Origin of the sequence: Bacillus tuaregi, from assembly GCF_900104575.1 — a bacterium.
Classification (GTDB): domain Bacteria; phylum Bacillota; class Bacilli; order Bacillales; family Cytobacillaceae; genus Bacillus_BD; species Bacillus_BD tuaregi.
This window is the reverse complement of the sequence record NZ_LT629731.1, coordinates 779,851-798,736: the sequence shown is the minus strand read 5'-3', so window position 1 is coordinate 798,736 and position 18,886 is coordinate 779,851. Positions and strand designations below refer to the sequence as shown.

The following is an 18,886-nucleotide window of genomic DNA, read 5'->3' as shown; positions in this document are numbered from 1 at the left end:
TTCTATGAAAGAAAAATTAGCTTCTGATTATGAAACCATCAGCAGGGAAGCCCCGCTGATGGTGTTACAATCAAACGGTAAATCGCTCGGCAGCAATCACTTTCTGCGCTGCATCTCTTTTCTTAGCTATAGCATTGATTGGTGTATGACGAGTAAACTTGCGGAGAGCAGACAGCATCATCCTTAATGTGTCACCCTGCTCCACCCCTATTAGCGTTTCCTTCGCATCCTGCTCAATCTTTTGAAATGCCTCCTGGCAGAAAATTTCTGTATAAAGAAGCTTCTGCCTGCTTTTCTCTGCGCCCGTATTGGCAATCGCTTTTTCCGTTCGTAATACAACGGACTCCATAGCAAAGGTATGGATTAAGATATCCGCGATGTTGACCAATATCTCCTGCTCTTTTTCAAGGGCTTCGCCATATTTTTGCAAAGCCAGCCCTAAAGCTAAGAGACCGATTCTTTTTGCATTCGCAACCAAATTTTTTTCCTTGGCAAGCGGTTCCTCCCCTGGCTCCTCGGGCATAAACACCATGAGTTCTTTCTGCAGACTCTTGGCTTTTTGGATGAGCGGCAGCTCCCCTTTTACCGCCTTTCGTATGAAGGTTCCTGGTATTAACAGACGGTTAATTTCATTTGTTCCTTCAAAAATTCGATTAATTCTTGAATCCCGATAAATTCGTTCGATTTCATATTCCTGCATATACCCATAACCGCCATGGAGCTGCACGCCTTCATCCGCCAGATAATCAAGCATCTCGGAGGCAAATACTTTATTTATCGAGCATTCAATCGCATACTCTGCAATCGACTTCGCCACTTCCCGACCGTCGTTAATCTCTTTTGTGGACAGGCTACTCATTCGTTCTTCAAATAAACCCACAGTCCGGTACACGGAGCTTTCAGCGGCATATAATCTGGATGCCATTGTAGCTAATTTTTCTTTCGTCAAATGGAAGCTTGAAAGATGCTGCTTAAACTGCTGCCGCTGGTTTGTATACTGAACAGTCAACTCAAAGGCACGCTTCGCCGCCCCGACTGCCCCAACACCTAGCTTATAGCGACCGATATTGAGAATATTAAAGGCAATCACATGCCCCTTTCCATACTCACCAAGCAGATTTTCCTTCGGGATAAGGGCATCCTGAAAGATTAAGGTTCTTGTCGATGAACCCTTAATACCCATTTTCTTTTCCTCTGAGCCGGTTGACACGCCTGGAAAATCCTTTTCGACGATAAAAGCAGAAAAGTGCTGTCCATCGATTTTGGCATAGACAATAAAGACATCGGCAAACCCCGAGTTGGTTATCCATTGTTTTTCGCCGTTTAATAGATAATGGGTTCCTTCAGGATTCAGCTTAGCACTTGTTTTAGCACCGAGTGCATCTGAACCTGAACCAGGCTCTGTCAGGGCATAGGCAGCAATTTTTTCTCCTGAGGCTAATGGTGGTAAGTACGTTTGCTTTTGCTTTTCATTGCCAAACAAGACAATCGGCAGCGTTCCAATCCCAACATGGGCTCCATGTGTGATTGAAAAGGCGCCCGCCCTGGACATTTTTTCTGCGATCAAGGCAGAGCTTACCTTATCAAGCCCTAAGCCGCCATAATCCTCTGGTACATCTGCAGCCAATAGCCCCAGCTCTCCCGCTTCCTTTAATAACTTGACAGAGCGGTCAAATTCATGATTTTCGATCTGCTCAACCTGTGGGAGAACGCTATTCGTCACAAACTCTTCTGTTGTTTTGGCAATCAGCTTATGCTCATCACTATAATCCTCAGGCGTAAATACCTGCTCACAGGAAACATCATCTATTAAAAAACTTCCACCCTTTGGCACTCGGTTCGTTTTGTTAGCCATGCATCCTTCTCCTTTCTTATACTAATTCAAAAATACCGGCCGCCCCCATACCACCTCCAATACACATCGTTACAATGCCAAACTGCACCTGTCTTCGTTTCATTTCATGCAAAAGCGTCAGGGTCAGCTTCGTTCCGGTACAGCCAAGCGGATGTCCTAAGGCAATCGCACCGCCATTCACATTGACTTTTTCCTCGTCCAAACCAAGCTCACGGATGACTTGAATCGATTGGGAGGCAAAGGCCTCATTTAATTCGATTAAGCCAATATCCGAAAGCTCTAAGCCCGCTAGCTTCAAGGCCTTTGGGACAGCAGCAACAGGTCCAATTCCCATGATTTCCGGCGGAACTCCACCCACAGCAAAGGCTCTCAGCTTCGCAATGGGCTGGAGACCGACTGACTTCGCCTTTTCACGATCCATCACCATCACCGCAGCCGCCCCGTCACTCATTTGTGAGCTATTTCCGGCCGTTACCGTACCATTAACAGAAAACGAGGTTCGTAGCTTCGCCAATGAGGCTAGGTTTGTATCCTTACGAACCCCTTCATCCTCACGAAAGCTTATGACCTTTTCCTGCAATTTATTATCCTTTCCGATGGAACGAACAGGAACGTCGACAGAAACAATTTCCTCAACAAATTTCCCTTCAACAACCGCTCTCGCTGCCTTTTGATGGCTGCGGACAGCAAACTGGTCCTGCTCATCACGCGAAATAGCGAATCTTTTTGCCACTTCCTCTGCGGTATGACCCATGCTCATATAATACTCTGGCGCTTCCTCCGCTAGCCTGACGTTCGGACGCACGACATGCCCCATCATCGGGACAAGGCTCATCGATTCAGCTCCGCCAGCAATAATCGTATCGGCACTCCCTAGCATAATCCTCTCGGCCCCATAGGCAATCGACTGCAATCCTGAGGAGCAATAACGGTTGATGGTAATGGCAGGAACCGTATGGGGCAGCCCTGCTAAGGCTCCGATATTGCGAGCCATATTCATGCCCTGCTCTGCCTCAGGCATCGCACAGCCAATAATCAAATCATCAATATTCCCTTCATAGCCGCCGGCCCGCTTTAAGGTTTCTTTTACAGCGATGGCCCCAAGATCATCCGGACGAAAGGCCGCAAGCGTACCTTTTTTCGCTTTCCCAACGGGAGTACGGGCTCCGCTAACGATAACCGCTTCTCTCATTTAATAGGCTCCTTTCCCTTCGAAACTAAATCACCTAATTCATTCCTTGCCATTCTGTATCGCTTCTGTTAATTTCGTAGCGGCTTACCCTTTAAAAGCATATGCTGCATCCGTTCCTGAGATTTCTTTTCCGTCACAAGGCTTAGGAATGCTTCTTTTTCCAGTTGCAGTAAATATTCCTCCTCTACCTTTGTTCCATACGGTACTCTTCCACCCGCAATCACAAAGGCAAGCTTTTGGGCTATTTTCAAATCATAATCAGATATATAGCCGGAGGCTTTCATTGCCCGTGCGCCTAATAACAGAGTGGCATAGCCGGTTTCTCCGACAACAGGAATCTTCTCTTTACGCGGCGGTTTATAGCCCTTTTCATATAATGACAGCACGGCCTGCTTGGCATCATAAAGAAGATAATCTCCATTGACACTAATCCCATCATCACGGTTTAAAAAGCGCATTTCTCGCGCCTCCGTACCAGAGGATGAAACCTTCGCAAGGGCAATCGTTTCAAACACCTGATTGGCGATCTTTTGCAGGTCCATGTCGACCCCTTCCGGAATGGCCTGCAAATGCTTTAGATAGAGCTCTTTGTTACCACCGCCACCCGGAATCAGACCGACACCCGTTTCCACTAAGCCGATATAGGTTTCCAGCGAAGCCTGAATACGAGCTGCTGGAAGGCACACCTCTGCTCCGCCTCCTAGCGTCATAGCAAACGGTGCTACAACAACGGGCTTTGTGCTATATTTTATTTTCATCATCGTTTGTTGAAAGGATGAGATAATCCAATCGAGTTCAAATATAGCATCATCCTGCGCTTCCATAAGTATCATCGCTAAATTGGCACCGACACAGTAATTCTTGCCCTGATTCCCAATGACAAGCCCCTTATAGTTCTGCTCCACTTCGTCCACTGCGTACTGAATCATTTGTAAGATATCAGGTCCAATGGCATTACTTTTCGAGTGGAATTCCAAGAGCGCCACACCATCACCTATATCGATCAAGCTAGCACCGCTATTCTGTTTGATGACACCCTGTTGGTTTTTGATTTTTGCCAGATTAAGGATTTTCGGATTCTCCTCCATTAATCGGTACTCTCCGTTATGATAGTAATAATCCTTGCCGTTCTCCTCTCGGTAAAAGGAGGTAAAGCCTTTTTCAAGCATTTGCTTCACGACCTGAGGGATGCTGATATCCGCTGCCTCAAGCTTTTGCAGTGATTCCTCTAGTCCGATGCTATCCCATAGCTCGAACGGCCCCTGCTCCCAGCCGAAGCCCCATTTCATGGCCTGATCGATGGAGACAATTGTTTCGGCAATTTCTCCAAGCTTATCAGCTGAATAAACAAGAACCGGAAGAATGATGTTCCATAGCAGCTTGCCGGCACGGTCCTCACTATATAGAAGCGTTTTCATTTTTTTAGTCTTGCTTTTTTCCTGTCTGCTCTGTTCTACCGCTGCAGTTATCAGCTTTTTACGCGGTCCATATTCCATTGTGGCTGGGTCTAATTCAAGAATTTCCTTTCCCTTTTTCAAGAAAAAGCCCTGGCCAGCTTTGCTTCCTAACCATCCCTTTTCCAGCATGTCTTCCATGAACACAGGAATGTCAAAAACTTCCTTCTCCTCACCTTCAGTTTGCTGGTATACGTTATGAGCGACATGAATAAAGGTGTCAAGTCCCACGACATCAAGGGTTCGGAAGGTAGCACTTTTCGGCCGTCCTATCAACGGACCTGTAACCGAATCAACTTCCCCGACGCTGTAGCCGCCTTTCAGCATTTCCTTCACGGTTACAAGCAAACCATATGTTCCAATCCGGTTGGCAATAAAGTTTGGTGTATCCTTGGCCATCACGACACCTTTACCGAGCACCTCTTCGCCCAATTGCTTCATAAAAGAAACGACCTGTGGGTCCGTATCCTGTGTCGGAATCACCTCTAAAAGCTTTAAATAGCGGGGCGGGTTAAAAAAATGGGTGCCGAGAAAATGCTTTCTAAAATCTTCAGATCGCCCTTCTGCCATTGCTTCGACGGAAATACCGGATGTATTTGAGCTAATGATGCTCCCAGGTCTTCGGTATTGATCAACCTTTGTAAAGAGCCGCTTCTTAATATCAAGATTTTCAACCACCACCTCAATGATCCAATCAACCTCTGCAAGACGGGGCAAATCATCCTCTAAATTACCAGCCTCTATAAGCGAAAGGTTCTTCGAGGTCGTTAACGGTGCCGGCTTTTGCTTGAGGAGCCTTTGCAGCGCTTGTTCACTGATGCGGTTCCGTACCTGTTTATCTCCAAGCGTTAAGCCCTTTGCTTTTTCAGTTTCTGTTAATTGCTCTGGCACAATATCAAGCAGCAGGGTCGGAATCCCGATATTGGCCAGGTGGGCAGCAATTCCCGAGCCCATAACACCAGACCCGAGAACAGCCGCTTTACGGATAGATGAAAGCATTTTGTTACCCTCCTTTTTAGAGTCTATATTGCTTTATTTCGAGGATGGATGTCTCCTGATGAATGATTTATTTTACTTATAAAATATATTGAAATTTCAGACAAACATTCCGGAAAATTAGAAAAAATATCCCTATTAAATGATTTTATAAGAACAGGTTAACCTAAAACATGGAGGTGATTTTCATGGTAAAACGAGGAAAGAATCCGTCGAGAGCAGCCGTAAGCGCGGCTAGTGTTAAAGGGAATGCCGGACCCGGCTATGAAGCGGAGGCTCAAGGCCGCGATAAAGTGAACAGTCAAAATAACCAATATAAAAGGTAGTTGTATTGGTATCTAAAGGAGGATTGAAAGCATGCAGCAGCAATCAAATATGAATACGCAAAATCAAGGTGTCTTTTATCAGGAACCACCGGCAATTGTTTCAACAAAGGATACATTATACTTAACCGATATGCTATCTTGGAATCTATTGGCAATGAAAAAGGCCCATTCCTTTGCCCAGCAATGCCATGACCCTGAAATTGTCGCAGAGCTCGAACGCTGCGGTCAGATGCACCAGCGTCATTATGAAAAAATCCTTTCTCATCTGAACACGCAAAACCAACAGATGAATACACAGCAAATGAATAATCAACAGATGAATAATGGGATGATGTAATCATTTTTTGGAGGTGTGAAACATGAATCAAAACCAGAACCAAGGCGGGCAAAGTCAAACGATTAGTAATCCAAAGACAACCCAATTGCAGAAAACGCCACAAATGAATGACCGAGATTATTTAAATGATGTATTAGCAACGGAAAAATATATGACATCTGCCTACAATATTGCCTTAAATGAGGCAAGCCACGAGGCACTTTATCAGGATATTTTGTCCGTATTTACCGAAACGCAAAATGAACAGAGACAGCTATATAATCTGATGTTTAAAAAGGGCTGGTATAAGCTTGAGCAGGAGGAAGCACAAAAGCTTCAGCAAAAACACCAGCAATTCTATAATTACACCACCACTCAATTTCCATATAGCGACGGGCAGCTTCAATAAAGAAGGAAAAAGCCGCTTTGACCTTGTCAAAGCGGCTTTTGTTAATCACTTGTTGAAAACATATATTTTTTATAATGGTAGCGGATCGAGAAAATCAATCCAAGGGCGAGCATATTCCCCATTAGGGAGCTGCCGCCGTAGCTGATGAATGATAGCGGAATACCTGTAATGGGCAGTATTCCAATCGTCATGCCAATATTTTGAAAGACGTGAAACGTAATCATACTAATCACACCGACACAAATATAGGAATAGAAGTGGTTTTTTGTTTCCATGCCCACCTTTGTAATGTGGTAGATGAGCAGGAAGAAAAGACTGACTAAAATACTGGCCCCAATAAAACCGAACTCTTCCCCGACAACACTGAAGATAAAATCAGTATGACTTTCCGGCAAATAGACCTCTCTTGTCCCAAAGCCCTTGCCAGATGTTTCTCCAGACCCGATGGCAAGCAAGGAGCGAGTCAGCTGAAAGCCTGTTGAGCTTTGATAGTTATAAGGATCAATCCATGAATAAATTCTGCCAAATTGGTACTCTTTCACCCCTAAGTACTTTTCCAAAATCTCAGGCTGCCAAAGGACAAAGTAAAATATTACGGATATAAGGACAGCTCCACTACCGAAAATGGCGGTGAGGATTTTCCAGGAAACCCCTGAAATAACCAGCATTCCGAGAAAAATAGCCATCAAGACCAATGATGTTCCTAAATCAGGCTGTTGCATGACAAGGAGCAGCGGCAGCAGGGTAACGAGTCCAAGCTTCACTAAAAGCCATAAATCCGTTTGAATTGTTTTTAAGAGAAACTTTTGGTGGTGCTCCACAATCACACGGGCTAAGGCCAGAATCAAAAACACTTTAAAAAATTCCGACGGCTGCAGGGAGCCCATCCCCGGTACCTTATACCAGCTTTTTGCTCCATTTATCACTGGGGCAATACTTGACGGAGCTACAATTAAAAAGGCTAAAAGAAAAATCCCAAAGCCGTAGGCGTACCAGGACAGCTTCTTCAGCTGGTCTGAGTCTAGTGTAATGACGGCAGCAATAATTCCTGTGCCAACGATATACCATACGATTTGTTTTAAAAGAAAATTTTCACTGTACTGTCCCGTTTTTTGTGCACTGTATATCGAAATACAGCTGGCCAAACATAACAGTAATAATATAAGTACAAGACCGAAATCTAATCTTGATGTTGATTGTTTGTTTGTCATGTTCTTTCACCTTCTATAAGGCTATTTAAAAAACAGCCCATCCATTTTCGCTTACAATTCCTCATTATATTTTTATTTTCGACAAATCTCAACAAAATCATTTCCATTGGATTTTTTTAACTATAACTTTTTACCTATGTGACTTAATGAACATAATGTGAACAAACCACTAGTACCCTAACAAAACTTAACGAAACTTAACAAAACTAATTGTTCTACAATAAAACTGTATGTTAAACTTTTTTTGCATGCAACTTTTGACTCAATGTTGGACGAATCAAATTCGACCGTCGAATTTGCGTCCGGATTTTTATCGAGCTCGCTCGATAAACTACCTTTAAAAAATCCGTGACATCCGCCGGAGGCTTAACTTCATTCAGCCGGGGTTTGAACTTCTGTACATGTCGCAAGCCCTCGGTACAAAAAGCATTGGCTGAATGAAGTTAAAAAATGAACGAAAGGAGAGACCTATGAACGAAATATACACACCTGATGAAGTAGCCCAATTGTTTAAAATATCAAAGCATACAGTCTATGAATTGATTAAACGCGGGGAACTTCGTGCCTTTAAAGTCGGCAATAAAATGCGGATTGAGCAAAATGAAGTGAATCGATATAAACAGCAGATGGAAACAGCACCCGCCGCTAAATCATCCACTTCTCATTCCATTCGACTTGCCGGCAGCCATGATTTTCTCGTCGAACATTTGGTCAAGTATACGGCACGCCAAGGACAAGGTTTATCGCTTCAACCTACATATGTCGGCAGTCTTGAAGGGCTGATGATGCTATATCGAAATCATTGTGATGTAGCAGCGATTCATTTATTAGACCCCTCTTCAAAGGAATATAATATTCCTTTTATAAAGCAGCTTTTTGTCCATGAACCACTTACGGTCATGCGGTTTGCAGCTCGAGAGCAGGGTTTTATTGTAGCACAAGGAAATCCGAAAAACATAAAGAGCTTTCATGATTTAACGAGAAAAGACCTTGTCTTTGTTAATCGGCAAAAGGGGTCAGGAACCCGTTATCTGCTGGACTATTATTTAGCTGAAGAAAGAATCAATCCTCAAGACATTAAAGGCTATGAGAATGAGGAATGGACCCACCTATCAACAGCATCACTGATTAGCGGTGGAAGAGCAGATGTCGCATTGGGAATTCAATCTGCAACAGATAATTTGCCATTAGATTTTATCCCCATTATGAAGGAGCAATTTGATCTTGTATTCCGGTGGACGGAGCAAAACCAAACCGCACTAAAGCAATTAATCGAATTGCTTACTCGCACATCTTTTAAAGATAGTCTGCAGAATACTGCTGGCTATGATGTATCAGAGTTTGGAACCATCATCTACGAGCATCATTAAACAAAGGAGGAAATGAACGATGAAAAAACTAAATAAATTTTTAGCAGCAAGCCTCTTTGCCTTGTTATTGCTGGTTTTAGGAGCTTGCGGAAATAATAATGAGGACGCCGCTGAATCAACTGACAATGAGACTAACCAAACAGAGGAACAGGCAAAAACGGAAGAACCAGCTGAAACAAAGGATCTTATTTTAGCCACCACCACAAGTACACAGGACAGCGGCTTATTAGACGAGCTAATCCCGTTGTTTGAGGAACAAAACCCGGCAATTAATGTAAAAACTATTGCGGTTGGTACAGGCCAAGCGTTAGAAATGGGAACAAAAGGAGAAGCAGATGTACTGCTTGTTCATGCTCCTGCTTCTGAAGAAGAGATTGTTGAAAGCGGCGATGCTGTAAACCGCCAACTTGTGATGCATAATGATTTTATTATTGTTGGTCCTAAGGATGACCCAGCGGGAGTAAAGGGTTTACCTATTAATGAAGCTTTTGATAAAATCATGTCAGAGGGTGCCGTATTTGTGTCACGTGGTGATGATTCAGGTACTCACAAAAAAGAGCTTGGCATTTGGGATAAGATGGGCAAGACACCTTCTGATAATGAAGCCTATATGGAAGCTGGACAAGGTATGGGAGCTACATTACAAATTGCCAATGAAAAGAATGGCTATACATTAACGGATAGAGCAACTTGGTTAGCGCAAGAAAAGAATTTAACAAGCCTTGAAATCGTTGTCGAAGGTGATGAAGATTTAAAAAATATTTACCATGTGATGCAGGTTAATCCTGAGAAGCATGATAAAGTCAACAGTGAAGGCGCAGAAAAGTTTGTTGAGTTTATGATTAATAGTGATACACAGAAGACAATCGGTGAATTCGGTAAAGAAGAGTATGGTCAAGCTTTATTCTTCCCGGATGCTAAATAATAGAGAGAAAATAGGCTGGCGGTGAGTATTGATACTTACCGCCACCGTTTTATTTGAGCAGGAGTTGGTTGGTCATATGGATCTCATTATAGAAGGTTTATTAAAAGCATTTGAATTGATTACATCTGGCGACGAAGGTGTTTTTGAGGTTACCTTTCTCACCCTCCGTGTATCCTTTACCGCCATTCTTATCAGCACATTAATCGGTATTCCCATTGGCATCCTTTTAGGATTAGCCCGTTTCAAAGGAAGGAAGATCATTCTTGCCTTTATTAATATTGGCATGGGACTGCCACCCGTTATTGCCGGTCTAACGATTACGATGCTGCTTTGGCGATCAGGCCCTTTTGGAGATTACTCCCTGTTATATTCTCCGACCGCTATCATCTTGGCACAAATCCTTGTTTCCCTACCAATTGTTACTGGGTTAACAAGCTCCTCTTTTCAGCAAATAAATGAAAAAATGCTCCTGCAGATTAAAGCGCTTGGAGCAACGAAAACACAAACATTGTTTATTTTACTAAAGGAAATGCGGATTGCTTTATTAGCTGCGATTATGGCCGGTTTTGGCCGTGTCATTGCAGAGGTGGGAGCGGCCATGATGGTCGGCGGTAATATTCTAGGCGAGACAAGGATCTTAACGACCTCAATTATGATGGAGGTTTCAAAGGGGAATTTTGATGTGGCGATTGCCCTTTCGTTTATCTTAATGACACTCGCTTTTATTATTACGTTCAGCCTAACCACACTTCAGCAAAGGAGGCGAACGGAATGACAGAAATGATTAGAGCTGAAAAGCTGGAATTTCAAGTACCAGGACGGAGTATTCTTTCCATTTCGGAGCTTGTGCTCGAAAAAGGTCATGTATACGGTATTATGGGACCAAATGGGGCGGGAAAAAGCACGCTGCTTAAGTTTCTTTCCCTGCTAGATGCTCCTACAAGTGGTACGATTACGTTTAACGGTAAAAGAGTATCAGCCAAAACCGTGACACTAGAGGAGCGGAGAAAGATTGCGATTGCTCTTCAGCAGTCACTGCTCTTAGATACGACTGTCTTTCAAAACATTGCTGTCGGCTTAAAAATAAGAAAACTGCCGCGGAAGGTCATTAAGGAAAAGGTATATGAATGGCTGGAAAAATTCAATATTACCCATCTGGCGGAAAAGCATGTGTCCAAGCTTTCAGGCGGTGAAGCGCAGCGGGTTAATTTAGCCAGAGCGATGATTCTTGAGCCTGAGCTGCTTTGCCTCGATGAGCCCTTTTCGGCTCTTGATTTTCCGACGAAGATGAAGCTCATTGCTGATTTCAAATCGATATTGTCTGCAGCTGACACGACGGCTTTATTTGTCAGCCATGATTTACTTGAAGTCAAATCATTAACAGATGAATTATTTATTTTAAAAAACGGCGAATTAAAACAGAAAGGTTCCACGATGGATGTAATCGAAAATCCAAATCAAGAAACCCGTTCCTTCCTTAATGAATGGAAAAGCTATTTAACTATATAAAAAGAAGCCGTATGATGGTCATACGGCTTTAGAATAAATATAGGAGGTTAGGGTTTAACGGTAAGGACAAACTTTAAGCTATCCTTACTATTACATATGAAGCTTGTTCACTTTTTGTACAGGCTCATCACCAGTTGCAACAAAAAGGGCTTAAATTTCCTAAAAACAAGAACAAAGCTGAATAAATTTTATCAGAAGGGTCATACTAGTCATAAGTGTAAAACCCCCCTTTTCTAGCCTCCTATTTGATAGGAGGTCTTTTTTGCGTCTGCCTCCATATTAGATAGGTCTTACCGATGATCCCCATTCAGCTGGGGCAGCCTTGGCAGCCATCTTTTTTTATACACGTCGGCTATTCGATTTAACAGCCAAACCGGCATTTTCTTTGGGAAAAGTCCCTTTTGATAATATTGATAATAGGCCTTTTTTAAGTCCTCCCATTGATGACAATCTTTTTGTTGCCTAAAGCGGGCAACATCAATGAGCTTAATATCACCATTACTCGTTAAGAGGATATTTCGCAAATGAATATCAGAGGGGTTTAACCCTCTTTGCCTTGCCAGGTTTAGTGCATCATCAACAGCCTTGATATGCTTCGGCTCAATCCTATGTCCGCTGCTTAAGCATTCAAAAAAAGTCATGCCGCGAAGATAATCAATCACGATATAATTTTCTCCTGCCGCATACAATGAGGGATAATCATCGACTCCCTGCAGGGCCCGATAAATTCCTGCCTCTTCCTTTGCGACCTCGGTAAAAGCAGGGAAGAAAACCTTTATGACTTTTTCCGTTGTTTTGATTCTAAATACATAGGCACTTCTGCCGGCACCAACAAACTCCAAATCCTTATGCTTTCCTGTGAGAATCATTTTGGAGCCTCTCTTTGAAAACGAAACACTGCGTGCGAGTTCGCTATAGAAATTCAAGTGGTACTCCTTCCCACTTTCCGGTCTGACAATATGAATTACGCATTCACCTTTTTCACATTATCTGATGCTGAATCGGATTCTGCTTCTGTTTGATGGTCCTTTGACAGAAACCAGCCGGCAACGGCAATTCCAACTAATACGATGTAGAAGGTTGCTTTCCAGGCTGTTGAATGGGAAAAGCCTTCTGAGACAACGGCAACAGCCGGGTGTGCTAGGGTTTGAACGAGAAGCTTGACTCCCACCCATCCAACAATAACAAATGCAGCCACTTCCAAGCCTGGCTTTTTCGCTAACAGCTTAACAAACATATTGGCCGCAAATCGCATGATGACAAGACCAATGAACCCACCGGCAAAAATGACAATGAAGTGACCGGCATGCATACCGCCAATTTCTCCTAGAGTCGGAATAACAGGCAGTGTAACCGCCAACGCAACAGCTGCTAGAATTGAATCAATCGCAAAGGCGATATCCGCCACTTCAACCTTTAATACGGTCATCCAGAAGCCGCTTTGCTTCTTAGGCTTTTCTGGCTTCTCCTCTTCCTCTCCCGCCGACTTCTTCTTAAGAAAATGTTTAAGGAGATGATTCAGGGACATAAAGATGAGATACGCGGCACCAAGTGCCTGCACCTGCCAAATATCAACAAGAAGTGAGATAACAAATAGTGATCCTAATCGGAATAGAAACGCACCGGCTAAGCCATAAAATAATGCTTTTCTACGCTGTTCCTCCGGTAAATGCTTTACCATAATCGCGAGGACCAAAGCATTATCAGTTGCCAGCAATCCTTCTAATACAATCAATACTAATAAAACCCAGCCATACTCTAACAATAATGAAAATTCCATATTTTACCTCCCTCGAAAATGTACTATAAGCTTCGACTCATTGATTGCAAGTAATGGATTTTTTCATTTTCAAGTCTCGGTTCCATTTGCCCGACTGACAGAGAGTTTTATCGCTTCTATCTGTGTCAGCATCTTGTACCGTGTCTTTTCCTTTTCCATTAACTCTCCTCCCATCGAAAACAAAATAAAAGACCCTTACCGATAGTAAAGGTCTAATTTTACGCAATATAATAGACCTTGACTATTGGTAAAGGTCTTGCTAACAACTCATACAAGTTGCCAACAAAGCCGGGAGCGAACTCCGTAATGACGACTTTGCTGTAAAAGCTACTCCCCTTTAGGGAAACTCTTATTCTGATAAGGTAATGATAAAGAGTCTAGGAGATAATGTCAAGAATAATCTTGGTAACTTTAACTTCATTAGACTTTTTTCCATCATTTAACTTTTTGAAAAAGGTTTTATTTTTTCATTTTCATAGTATAATATTATAGTTTGATTCTGCTTCAAACACGTGGTTCGAGACCCTCCCACGATAAAAAACTAAGGAGAGATTATCATGAATATCAAAACCCTTGCAGTCAATGGCATTGTGGCGGCATTATATATTGCTGTTAGCTTTGTCATTCAGCCTTTTGGCTTCACGAATGTACAATTTCGTGTCTCTGAGATGTTCAATCATCTCATCGTATTTAACAAGAAATTTATTTACGGAATTGTCCTTGGCGTTTTCTTAACTAACCTTTTCTTTTCGCCAATGGTTGCCTATGATCTTGTCTTTGGTGTTGGACAGTCGATTGTTGCCCTTCTCGTGACCATCTTCTCAATGCGTTACATTAAAGGCATCTGGGCCAGAATGGCCTTTAACACGATTGTATTCACCTTCACCATGTTCATCATTGCCTTTGAGCTGAACCTTGCGTTCGGACTTCCATTCCTCTTTACTTGGCTAACAACAGCTGCCGGAGAACTGGTTGTCATGGTGATTGGCGCACCGATTATGTACGCCGTCAATAAACGGGTCGATTTTGCAAAAATGCTGGAAACCTCCGTTTCCTTTTCAAAGCATAAAGTTATATCAGAAAAAGGCTGACGCTTCGTCAGCCTTTTTTACTTGCTAATCACTTTTTATTATGGCTATAATAATCAAAAGACCGAGTGCCAGAAACACTCAGTCTTTTTACACCATCTTTTTAGGAGAGTACACTTGTTTGTACTCTTTTATTTTTTTATAGGCTTTCGTCGATTGCTTTGACCATTTCCGTTACAGAAATAAGTCCGCCGCCAGATAGATACCATACGTTAGGATCAAGGTAAACAATACGGTCTTCTTTAAACGCCTTTGTTCCCTTCACAAGATCATTGTTTAACACTTCTTTTGCCGGGCTTGACGCTTGACCTGTTGTTACAACAGCACCGCGGTCAATAACATAAAGGATTTCAGGATCCTTCTCGACTAGGTATTCAAAAGAAACACTCTGACCATGTGTTGAAACCTCAAGGTTCTCATCCACTGCTTTTACACCGAATACATCATGAATGATGCCAAAGCGTGATTCTGGTCCATAGGCACTGATATTACCTTCATTAATTAATGTTACTAATGCTTTATCCTCTAATGCTGCTGCTTTTTCATTAAGTGCTTGAATCGCTTCATCCACTTTTGCTAATTCTTCTTTTACTTCTGCTTCCTTATCAAAAATTTGACCAAGGATTTCTGTATTTTCTTTAAATGATTCCATGTACTTTGTCGTATCTACACCCATATAAATCGTTGGCGCAATTTCTTGGAAATCTTCATATAATTCTTGTTGTCTAGCTGAGATAATAATGAGTTCCGGTTGAAGCTCGTTAATCTTTTCAAAATCAGGTTCCTTTAATGATCCAACACTTTCATAGTCATCAGAAGTATATTTTTCTAGCTGGCTCGGTATTGTACCTTCCTTTGGCAATGCTGAAACTGCTTCAACTCCTAATGTATCTAATGTTTCTAATACGCCAAAATCAAACACAACCACATTTTCCGGGTTAACCTTTACAGGAGTTTCACCTAATAAATGTTTAACCGTCATTTCTTTTGCTTCAGCTGTTTCTTTCGGTTCAGCTGAGTCTGTGCTCTTGCTTTCTTCTGTTGATGATTCAGAACTGCATGCTGCTAAAATGAGAACAAATATCGCTAAGATAAAAACCATTAATTTCTGCTTCATGTTTTACACCTCATAGTAGTTTTGTTATTGTCATATTATTTTCTTATCTATAATAATGCTTATTATCGATCGAGATTTCCCCTGTGATCACAGCCTTTCAGAAAGATGTGCGCACATCTATGATCACATATGAGAATATTTCTCACTCGAGAGCAAACATAATTACCTATGCATAAAAAACACAGATTTTATTGTTATCGATATGCTCGATATTGATATCCATATCATAAATATTCTTTAATACAGCTGGTTTGATAATTTCGTCTGTTGGACCTTCCTGTACAACCTTCCCATCCTTTAATGCCACAATATAATCGGAGTAGCAGGAGGCAAAGTTAATGTCATGGATCACAATAACCACTGTTTTTCCAAGTTCATCAACTAATCTGCGCAGCACCTTCATAATTTGCACAGAATGCTTCATATCAAGGTTATTAAGCGGTTCATCGAGAAGAATATATTCAGTGTTTTGTGCGATAACCATCGCGATATAGGCCCGTTGTCGCTGCCCGCCGCTCAGCTCATCAAGGTACTTTTCCTGCATATCCTCAAGCTCCATGTACTCAATCGCTTCATCAACGAATTGCCAATCCTCTTTTGTTAGACGACCCTGTGAGTATGGGAAGCGTCCAAAGGAAACAAGCTCCCTAACGGTTAAGCGGACATTGATATGGTTAGACTGCTTCAGGATTGAAATTTTCTTGGCTAAATCATTGCTTTTACAGGATGAAAGCTCTTTTTCATCAATATGAATCATTCCTTCATCTGCCAGAATTAAGCGACTAATCATCGATAGGACGGTACTTTTCCCTGCACCATTCGGACCAATAAACGAAGTAATCTTCTGCTTTTGAATTTTCATCGTGACCCCGTCTACCACTTTCTTCGTACCAAATCGTTTTGTCAAATTTCTAACACTTAACATCTCTTCTCCTCCTCACTAGGCTTTGCTTTGTTTTAATAAAAGATAGATAAAGTACACTCCACCGATGAAATTCACGATGACACTTAAGGTTGTTGAAAAGGTGAATACCCGCTCAACTATTAACTGACCACCGACAAGGGCAATAATACTAACTAACATCGAGCCGAGAATTAAAAAGGTATGCTTATACGTGTTGAAAAGTTGATAGGTGACATTGACAACTAATAAACCAAGAAAGGTAATTGGACCAACTAGAGCGGTTGCGATAGATATGAGGATAGCGACAATAATTAGCAGTCGTTTCACAATCCGATCATAATCCACTCCTAAATTAATGGCCTGCTCCTTCCCTAAAGAGATAACATCGAGATACTTTCTAAATGGAAGGAAGTACAAGGTTACTAGGAGAATAAGGACTGCTGAAAGGAGCAGTAGGTCCCCATTAATATTATTAAAGCTGGCAAACATTTTATCTTGAACTCTCATAAACTCATTTGGATCGATTAGCACCTGCATAAAGGTTGATGCACTTTGGAATAAGGTACCGAAGATGATTCCGATGAGTAGGAGAAAATAAAGATTGCTGCCTTCTCTTTTAAAAATAATTTTGTATAAAATTCCAACAAATAGAACCATAAGCGCAATGGAGATAAAAAAGTTCACGCTCTTGCTCATTAGACTAAGACTGGAGCCAAATGCAAAAACCAAAACTGTTTGGATCAACATATAAAGGGAATCCAGACCAATGATACTTGGTGTAAGAATTTTATTATTAGTAATCGTTTGGAATATAACCGTTGCAAAGGCAATCGCTGCTCCTGTTAGTGCCATAGCCGCGATTTTTTCAGTTCTTTTCGACAGTACATACTCCCAGGATCCTCTAATATCGGTAAATAAAAAGACCGCGATAAGAATGGCTGCTGCTATAAAGAGTATTCCGATTTTTGTCCAATTACGCATAAGCCTTTCTCCTCAGTAGTAAAAAGATAAATATACCGCTTCCAATGACGCCAACCGTTAAGCCGATTGGAATCTCATATGGATAAATAATCAGGCGGCTGAAAATATCACAAGCTAGAATAAACACCGCACCGAGTAACGCCGTATGTGAGAGATTTTTTTGTAAATGATCTCCATTATAAATAGATACAATATTCGGAATAATTAACCCTAGAAATGGAATCATCCCTGCTGTTAAAATAACCACGGCTGACATCATCGCCACCAGACTTAAACCAATATTGACAACTCGCTTATATTTGAGCCCTAGGTTAACAGCGAATTCTTCACCCATTCCTGCTACTGTAAACTTATTGGCAAAAAGATAAGAAATGACGACAAGCGGGATACTGAAGTAGATAAGTTCATATTGCCCTTTCACAATCATCGAAAAGTTTCCTTGCAGCCATGCCGTCATGTTTTGAATTAGGTCATTCTTATAGGCAAAAAACGTAGTAAGGGAATTAATGATATTACCAAACATTAAACCTACTAAAGGAATAAACACAGCATCCTTGAATTTCACCTTATCTAATATTTTCATGAAAATGAAAGTACCCAGTAAGGCAAAGACAAAGGCCATAGCCGTTTTGGCTAAGATTCCAGCCGTTGGAATAAACATCATCGCCATCAGAATACCAAAGCGGGCAGAATCATCTGTACCGGCCGTTGTTGGCGAGACAAATTTATTATGGCTCAGCTGCTGCATGATCAAACCGCTGATACTCATCGCCACTCCGGCGATAATGAGGCTGGCAAGCCTTGGCACCCGGCTGGAAAAGAAAATTTTCGCCTGTTCTTCACTCATTTTAAAGATCTCAAACGGTGAAATATTGGAAACACCTATAAACAGCGATATGCATGATAATAAGATAAGTAATATGACTAGATATCTTTTCTTCATTTGTTTCCCTAACTCTCTTCTTTTGACATGAATATGTAGCTATGAATCTATTTAATAATGAGATTCATTATCAACTGATGTTGTAGAAATTCCCCAAATGAAGAAAATGATCATTTGAGGCTAGTGAAATCGTTTTATTTGATAACTATTATCACTGGAGATTAAAAAAATAACTCAATGAGATTCATTATCAATATAAGTGAAAATAATAATCGCATCCTTTTGGATGAGATTGATTATCATTTAATCTTTATACATAAAATTCTAACATTTATTTGTCCTGTGTCAATGTTTTTTAATAAAAAAAAACCAAAGCAAGATAATGTTTTCGGAATAGTGAGTCTAATAAAGAATTATTTTTGTATTTTAACTATGTTATTGATTTTCGTTTAATGAAAACGTTTAGGACAACTTCTTAGCGTTTACGTATACTATAGAAGACACCATTGTAGAAAAATCGAGGAATCATTCACTGTAATAGGGTCCCTGAAAGGAGGTGTTTCATTGACA

Annotated in this window: 18 protein-coding genes and 1 riboswitch; of the genes, 8 read left to right on the top strand and 10 right to left on the bottom strand. The window is 41.5% G+C overall.

Annotated elements, in window-relative coordinates; translation table 11 throughout:
- Positions 1-70 precede the first annotated feature (70 nt).
- The 3 genes from BQ5321_RS06010 to BQ5321_RS06000 all read right to left on the bottom strand — a co-directional run bounded on the left by BQ5321_RS06010 (position 71) and on the right by BQ5321_RS06000 (position 5,500).
- Positions 71-1,855 (bottom strand): acyl-CoA dehydrogenase family protein, encoded by a 1,785-nt coding sequence (locus tag BQ5321_RS06010; RefSeq protein ID WP_071393646.1) that lies wholly within the window; start codon positions 1,853-1,855, stop codon positions 71-73.
- 16 nt (positions 1,856-1,871) lie between these two features.
- Positions 1,872-3,047, bottom strand: coding sequence for an acetyl-CoA C-acetyltransferase (locus BQ5321_RS06005; protein ID WP_071393645.1), 1,176 nt, complete (start codon positions 3,045-3,047; stop codon positions 1,872-1,874).
- A 68-nt stretch (positions 3,048-3,115) separates the two neighbouring features.
- Positions 3,116-5,500: a 3-hydroxyacyl-CoA dehydrogenase/enoyl-CoA hydratase family protein gene (locus BQ5321_RS06000; RefSeq protein ID WP_071393644.1), complete on the bottom strand. Its 2,385-nt coding sequence runs from the start codon at positions 5,498-5,500 to the stop codon at positions 3,116-3,118.
- Positions 5,501-5,685: 185 nt separating this feature from the next.
- Here BQ5321_RS06000 and BQ5321_RS23650 point away from each other — a divergent pair, with 185 nt between their 5' ends.
- Genes BQ5321_RS23650 through BQ5321_RS05990 form a run of 3 tightly spaced genes read left to right on the top strand, consistent with a single transcriptional unit; the run spans position 5,686 to position 6,548 of the window.
- A complete protein-coding gene (locus BQ5321_RS23650; RefSeq protein ID WP_084786668.1) occupies positions 5,686-5,823 on the top strand; it encodes a YuzL family protein in 138 nt (45 codons plus the stop codon).
- A gap of 31 nt (positions 5,824-5,854) precedes the next feature.
- Positions 5,855-6,160, top strand: coding sequence for a hypothetical protein (locus BQ5321_RS05995; RefSeq protein ID WP_071393643.1), 306 nt, complete (start codon positions 5,855-5,857; stop codon positions 6,158-6,160).
- A 22-nt stretch (positions 6,161-6,182) separates the two neighbouring features.
- Positions 6,183-6,548 carry a spore coat protein gene (locus tag BQ5321_RS05990; RefSeq protein WP_071393642.1) on the top strand — a complete coding sequence of 122 codons (366 nt, stop codon included), beginning with the start codon at positions 6,183-6,185 and terminating at the stop codon, positions 6,546-6,548.
- Between the two features lie 41 nt (positions 6,549-6,589).
- Here the strand turns inward: BQ5321_RS05990 and BQ5321_RS05985 are convergent, their stop codons facing one another.
- Complete coding sequence (locus tag BQ5321_RS05985) at positions 6,590-7,759, bottom strand: FtsW/RodA/SpoVE family cell cycle protein (RefSeq protein ID WP_071393641.1); 1,170 nt, start codon at positions 7,757-7,759, stop codon at positions 6,590-6,592.
- Between the two features lie 470 nt (positions 7,760-8,229).
- Between BQ5321_RS05985 and BQ5321_RS05980 the strand changes: the two genes are divergently transcribed.
- From BQ5321_RS05980 to BQ5321_RS05965, 4 genes are all read left to right on the top strand, one after another.
- Positions 8,230-9,129 (top strand): substrate-binding domain-containing protein, encoded by a 900-nt coding sequence (locus tag BQ5321_RS05980; protein ID WP_071393640.1) that lies wholly within the window; start codon positions 8,230-8,232, stop codon positions 9,127-9,129.
- Positions 9,130-9,148: 19 nt separating this feature from the next.
- Positions 9,149-10,054 (top strand): ABC transporter substrate-binding protein, encoded by a 906-nt coding sequence (locus BQ5321_RS05975; RefSeq protein ID WP_071393639.1) that lies wholly within the window; start codon positions 9,149-9,151, stop codon positions 10,052-10,054.
- Between the two features lie 76 nt (positions 10,055-10,130).
- Positions 10,131-10,829 carry an ABC transporter permease gene (locus BQ5321_RS05970; RefSeq protein WP_071393638.1) on the top strand — a complete coding sequence of 233 codons (699 nt, stop codon included), beginning with the start codon at positions 10,131-10,133 and terminating at the stop codon, positions 10,827-10,829.
- Positions 10,826-11,563, top strand: coding sequence for an ABC transporter ATP-binding protein (locus BQ5321_RS05965; RefSeq protein ID WP_071393637.1), 738 nt, complete (start codon positions 10,826-10,828; stop codon positions 11,561-11,563). Before BQ5321_RS05970 ends, BQ5321_RS05965 begins: the two co-directional genes overlap by 4 nt.
- A 290-nt stretch (positions 11,564-11,853) precedes the next feature.
- Here the strand turns inward: BQ5321_RS05965 and BQ5321_RS05960 are convergent, their stop codons facing one another.
- Together BQ5321_RS05960 and BQ5321_RS05955 are read right to left on the bottom strand one after the other, a co-directional pair.
- Positions 11,854-12,432 (bottom strand): serine/threonine-protein kinase, encoded by a 579-nt coding sequence (locus tag BQ5321_RS05960; protein WP_071393636.1) that lies wholly within the window; start codon positions 12,430-12,432, stop codon positions 11,854-11,856.
- A 95-nt stretch (positions 12,433-12,527) separates the two neighbouring features.
- Positions 12,528-13,343 carry a TerC family protein gene (locus BQ5321_RS05955; RefSeq protein ID WP_071393635.1) on the bottom strand — a complete coding sequence of 272 codons (816 nt, stop codon included), beginning with the start codon at positions 13,341-13,343 and terminating at the stop codon, positions 12,528-12,530.
- Between the two features lie 506 nt (positions 13,344-13,849).
- Positions 13,850-13,894: riboswitch (PreQ1 riboswitch) on the top strand.
- A 6-nt stretch (positions 13,895-13,900) separates the two neighbouring features.
- Here BQ5321_RS05955 and BQ5321_RS05950 point away from each other — a divergent pair.
- Positions 13,901-14,434, top strand: coding sequence for a QueT transporter family protein (locus tag BQ5321_RS05950; RefSeq protein ID WP_071393634.1), 534 nt, complete (start codon positions 13,901-13,903; stop codon positions 14,432-14,434).
- A 136-nt stretch (positions 14,435-14,570) separates the two neighbouring features.
- Here the strand turns inward: BQ5321_RS05950 and BQ5321_RS05945 are convergent, their stop codons facing one another.
- The 4 genes from BQ5321_RS05945 to BQ5321_RS05930 form a co-directional block, all read right to left on the bottom strand.
- Complete coding sequence (locus BQ5321_RS05945; protein WP_071393633.1) at positions 14,571-15,548, bottom strand: siderophore ABC transporter substrate-binding protein; 978 nt, start codon at positions 15,546-15,548, stop codon at positions 14,571-14,573.
- 166 nt (positions 15,549-15,714) lie between these two features.
- Complete coding sequence (locus BQ5321_RS05940) at positions 15,715-16,473, bottom strand: iron ABC transporter ATP-binding protein (RefSeq protein WP_071393632.1); 759 nt, start codon at positions 16,471-16,473, stop codon at positions 15,715-15,717.
- Between the two features lie 15 nt (positions 16,474-16,488).
- Positions 16,489-17,433, bottom strand: a complete 945-nt coding sequence (locus BQ5321_RS05935) for an iron chelate uptake ABC transporter family permease subunit (protein WP_071393631.1) — start codon at positions 17,431-17,433, stop codon at positions 16,489-16,491.
- Positions 17,426-18,376: an ABC transporter permease gene (locus BQ5321_RS05930; protein WP_071393630.1), complete on the bottom strand. Its 951-nt coding sequence runs from the start codon at positions 18,374-18,376 to the stop codon at positions 17,426-17,428. Before BQ5321_RS05930 ends, BQ5321_RS05935 begins: the two co-directional genes overlap by 8 nt.
- Positions 18,377-18,886: the final 510 nt, after the last annotated feature.